This is a genomic window from Streptomyces sp. NPDC056948, from assembly GCF_042674225.1.
Lineage (GTDB): Bacteria > Actinomycetota > Actinomycetes > Streptomycetales > Streptomycetaceae > Streptomyces > Streptomyces purpurascens.
Genome location: NZ_JBHUQX010000599.1, coordinates 1 through 4,227, shown reverse-complemented (window position 1 = coordinate 4,227; position 4,227 = coordinate 1). Strand labels below are relative to the sequence as shown.

Here is a 4,227-nt window from a genome sequence, read left to right as displayed (position 1 = left end):
GGACGCGCTCCCGGCGCTCAAGCGCAGGCCGTCGGAGCGTGACCCTGGCACTCAGGCGCACGCCCGCGGGACGTGACCCCGGCGCTCAGGCCCGGTCCCGCCCCGGGCCGCGTCACGTCTCCCACCGGAAGTCCCGCAACGCCCTCAGGTTCCGCGACGCGAGTTCCGCCGGGCCTCCCGGGCCGTCCACCGGGCCGTCCCCTTCCGCCCAGGTCTCCAGGGCGGCGCGTACGGCGGCACTGGCGACGGCGGCGGCGAAGCGCAGGCCAGGTGCGGCGGCAACGTTGTCGTCGCCCTTCTCGGCTCCGGTCACCCGTTCCGCCAGCACCTCCCCCAGCATCCGTTCCGATGTCTGGCAGACCTCCGCCCACACCCGGCGCAGGGACGGGTTCGCCTCGGCGAGGCGCAGGAGTGTGCGGACCCACTCCCAGGAGGACGCCGAGACGCCGACGCCCGGGGTGAGGGTGTGGCGGACGCCCTGTTCCAGGGCCTCGAGCACGCTCGCGTCGGCCGGAGCCGCGCGTACCGCCGCCACCCAGCGCTGGGCGCCGGTCGCGTAGAGCGGGGCGACGGCCTCCTCCTTGGTGGCGAAGTACCGGTAGAAGGTGCGCGGGGCGATACCGGCGGCCTGGGCGATGTCCTCCGCGCGGGTGGCACGCAGGCCGTGCCGGACGAAGAGGCCGGCCGCCGCCCGGGCGATCTCCATCCGCGTCTCGGCCTTCCGCCGCTCGGTCAGCGAGGCCTGAGGCGGGGTCGGGGTGGTGCTGCTCACGCCCGGCAGGCTATGCCCATGTGACACAATCTGCCATCTGGCGGGCCACCCCGTGGTTCAGGTACGGGGTGCCCCGCCCTCCAAGCACCCCGCGGTGCGCGAGGCACCGGCAGAAAAAGAGCCGGACCCCGGCGCCCGGGGGGAGGGGCGCCGAAGCCCGGCCTTGGGAGAGTCCCGGCGCCGGGGGGAGTGCGACGGGACTTGGTTCTTGGGGCCGAGGGGGTGTGGCCCCGGGCCCGAACTGGTGGACCCGAAATTCTTGTTCCCCGAGCCTCGCGGGTTAAGCGGCGATACAACGCCATGTTTGCGCGGTCTTTCGCCACCCGGCGTACGCGGTGTTACGCCGCCGGGTGCGAACCCGTCGTCACGCCGCCGCGTCGAAACCGGTGCTGCGCGCCAGCTTCTTCAGCTCCAGCAGCGCGTGCTTCTCGATCTGCCGGATGCGCTCGCGGGTCAGGCCGTGCTCCTTGCCGACCTCGGTCAGGGTGCGCTCCCGGCCGTCCTCGATGCCGTAGCGCATCTTGATGATGGAGGCCGTGCGCTGGTCGAGGCGGCCGATGAGGTCGTCGAGCTCCTCGCTGCGCAGCAGCGTGAGCACCGACTGCTCGGGCGACACCGCGGAGGTGTCCTCCAGGAGGTCGCCGAACTGGGTCTCGCCCTCGTCGTCCACCGACATGTTCAGCGAGACCGGGTCGCGGGCCCAGTCGAGCACGTCGGTGACGCGCTCCGGCGTCGAGGCGAGCTCGGCGGCGATCTCCGCGGGCTCCGGGTCCCTGCCGTGCTCGCGGTTGAACTCGCGCTGCACACGGCGGATCCGGCCGAGCTCCTCCACGAGGTGGACGGGCAGGCGGATCGTACGGGACTGGTCGGCTATCGAGCGGGTGATGGCCTGGCGGATCCACCACGTCGCGTACGTGGAGAACTTGAAGCCCTTGCGGTAGTCGAACTTCTCGACCGCGCGCACCAGGCCGGCGTTGCCCTCCTGGATCAGGTCCAGCAGCGGCAGACCGCTGCGGGGGTAGCGGCGGGCGACGGCGACGACCAGGCGGAGGTTGGAGCGGATGAAGATGTCCTTGGCCCGCTCCGCGTCGGCCATCAGGGCCTCGAGTTCGTCACGGGTGGCGTCGGCCTTGGTGTCCTCGAACCCGTCGAGGACCTGCCGCGCGAACACACCCGCCTCGATGACCTGTGACAGCTCGACCTCCTTGGCGGCGTCGAGCAGTGGTGTGCGCGCTATTTCGTCGAGATACATGCCGACCAGGTCGCGGTCGGCGATCTCGCCGCCATGGGCGCGAACACTGCTTGCCGCGTCGGCCGTCTCGCCGGTGGCGGACTTACGACGGGCGACGGCACGGGTTGCCATGCGTGCTCCCTTGCGATGGTGAGGTCAGCGGGCGGTCCTTCGGACGCTGGACTCCGTCTCCGGGACTCTCCGGACTCTCCTCGGGTGCCCTGCATCCGATGGAAACAACGACTGGAATCAGGACAGAATTCCCAACCCGCCCCACGATTTTCCTGATCATGCAGTACCCTGTCCGGCCACCTGGGGAGGCACGATGCCGTCAGAACATACAGAGGTGCAGGTCAGGCCGGGAGTCGAGGCCGACCTCGAAGCTCTCACAGCCCTCTACAACCACTATGTACGTGAGACGGCGATCACATTCGATACCGCGATCTTCACTCCGGAAGAGCGCCGCCCTTGGCTGCTCTCCCATCCAGTAGACGGCCCGCACCGCCTGATGGTTGCCACGGGCACCAACTCACAGGAAATTCTGGGCTACGCCACATCAAGCCCTTTCCGGCAGAAGCCCGCTTATGCCACCTCGGTGGAGACGACCGTGTACGTCGCCCCGCACGCCGGCCGCCGCGGCATCGGCACCCTCCTGTACCAGGCCCTCTTCGAGGCCCTGTCCGGCGAGGACCTGCACCGCGCCTACGCCGGCATCAGCCAGCCCAACGAGGCGTCCGGCCGGCTGCACGAGCGCTGCGGATTCCAGTACGTCGGCACGTACCGGGAGGTCGGCCGCAAGTTCGACCGCTACTGGGACGTGGCCTGGTACGAGAAGCCGCTCTGACACCCGGGGAGCGGACCACCTAACACCCAGGGAGCGGACCCCGGGCTCCTTGAGACCGGTTTCAGCCGAACTGCACCGACCGCTTGGCCAGCCCCATCCAGAACCCGTCGATCACCGACTTCTGCACGTCCAGCTCACCGGCCGCGTCGGCGGCGCCCATGGTCACGAACAACGGGGCGAAGTGCTCGGTGCGCGGGTGGGCGAGCTGCCCCGCGGGCGACGTGCGGGTGAAGTCCAGCAGGGCGTCCACGTCCCGCGCCTCCAGCGCCCGCCGGCCCCAGTCGTCGAACTCCGCCGACCAGCCGGGGATGCCGCCCTGCCGGAGCGCGGCCAGGTTGTGGGTGAAGAAGCCGGAGCCGACGATCAGCACGCCCTCGTCCCGCAGCGGGGCGAGCTTGCGGCCGATCTCCATGAGCCGGACCGGGTCGAGCGTCGGCATGGAGACCTGGAGGACCGGGATGTCGGCCTCCGGGTACATCTCGACCAGCGGGACGTACGCGCCGTGGTCGAGGCCGCGGTCGGGGACGTCCTGGACGGGCGTGCCGGGGGCGCGCAGCAGCTTCCGTACCGACTCGGCGAGCTCCGGTGCGCCGGGAGCCTCGTACCTCACCCGGTAGTAGTGCTCGGGGAAGCCCCAGAAGTCGTAGACGAGGGGCACGGTCTCGGTGGCGCCGACGGCGAGCGGGGCCTCTTCCCAGTGGGCGGAGACCATCAGGATCGCCTTGGGGCGCGGCAGTCCGGCGGACCAGGCGGCCAGTTCACCGGGCCAGACCGGGTCGTCGGCCAGCGGCGGGGCGCCGTGGCTGAGGTACAGAGCGGGCATGCGCTCCTGGGTGGCGGCGGACATGCTGCGACTCCCTCCAGAATGGTTCCCTGACAAAACTGTACGGGCCATTTGTTTAATCTTCAAGGAGGGGCCACGTAGAGTGGAACACATGAAGGCACCCGCATCCGCACCGACACCGGCCTCCGGCCAGGAACCCCACGAACCGCGCTGGCTCACCGACGAGGAGCAGCGCGTCTGGCGCTCGTTCATGGAGGGCGTCACCCTCCTCGACGACCATCTCGACCGTCAGCTCCAGCGCGACGCGGGCATGCCGCACGTCTACTACGGCCTTCTGGTCAAGCTCGCCGACGCGCCCCGGCGGCAACTGCGGATGACCGAGCTCGCCATGCTGGCGAAGATCACCCGCTCCCGCCTCTCGCACGCCATCGCGCGTCTGGAGAAGAACGGCTGGGTGCGCCGCGAGGACTGCCCCGACGACAAGCGGGGCCAGTTCGCCGTGCTCACGGAGGAGGGCTTCGCGGTGCTGCGGCAGACCGCCCCGGGCCATGTGGAGGCCGTACGGCAGGCGGTCTTCGACCGGCTCTCCCCGGAAC

General features: G+C 70.5%; 5 protein-coding genes. 2 read left to right on the top strand and 3 right to left on the bottom strand.

Going from position 1 to position 4,227, the window contains the following annotated elements; all coding sequences use genetic code 11:
- Positions 1–112 precede the first annotated feature (112 nt).
- The gene (locus tag ACFTZL_RS41875) at positions 113–772 is read right to left on the bottom strand and encodes a TetR/AcrR family transcriptional regulator (protein ID WP_382594953.1); all 660 of its coding nucleotides are present in this window, start codon (positions 770–772) and stop codon (positions 113–115) included.
- Between the two features lie 364 nt (positions 773–1,136).
- A complete protein-coding gene (locus ACFTZL_RS41870; RefSeq protein ID WP_382594949.1) occupies positions 1,137–2,135 on the bottom strand; it encodes an RNA polymerase sigma factor RpoD/SigA in 999 nt (332 codons plus the stop codon).
- A 193-nt stretch (positions 2,136–2,328) separates the two neighbouring features.
- On the opposite strand from ACFTZL_RS41870, the gene ACFTZL_RS41865 reads away from it, so the two are divergent.
- Positions 2,329–2,847 carry a GNAT family N-acetyltransferase gene (locus ACFTZL_RS41865; protein ID WP_382594947.1) on the top strand — a complete coding sequence of 173 codons (519 nt, stop codon included), beginning with the start codon at positions 2,329–2,331 and terminating at the stop codon, positions 2,845–2,847.
- A 61-nt stretch (positions 2,848–2,908) separates the two neighbouring features.
- On the opposite strand, the gene ACFTZL_RS41860 is transcribed toward ACFTZL_RS41865, so the two are convergent.
- Entirely contained in the window at positions 2,909–3,694 is a 786-nt protein-coding gene (locus ACFTZL_RS41860) for a dioxygenase (protein ID WP_382594944.1), read from the bottom strand.
- Positions 3,695–3,782: 88 nt separating this feature from the next.
- Between ACFTZL_RS41860 and ACFTZL_RS41855 the strand changes: the two genes are divergently transcribed.
- Positions 3,783–4,227, top strand: a 445-nt coding sequence (locus ACFTZL_RS41855; protein ID WP_382594941.1) for a MarR family winged helix-turn-helix transcriptional regulator, incomplete at its 3' end; no start/stop codon positions are given.

Bases quoted from the DNA above. Each gene is read 5' to 3' on its own strand.
- ACFTZL_RS41865 (WP_382594947.1), top strand. From the start codon at position 2,329: ATGCCGTCAGAACATACAGAGGTGCAGGTCAGGCCGGGAGTCGAGGCC.
- ACFTZL_RS41860 (WP_382594944.1), bottom strand. From the start codon at position 3,694: ATGTCCGCCGCCACCCAGGAGCGCATGCCCGCTCTGTACCTCAGCCAC.
- ACFTZL_RS41870 (WP_382594949.1), bottom strand. From the start codon at position 2,135: ATGGCAACCCGTGCCGTCGCCCGTCGTAAGTCCGCCACCGGCGAGACG.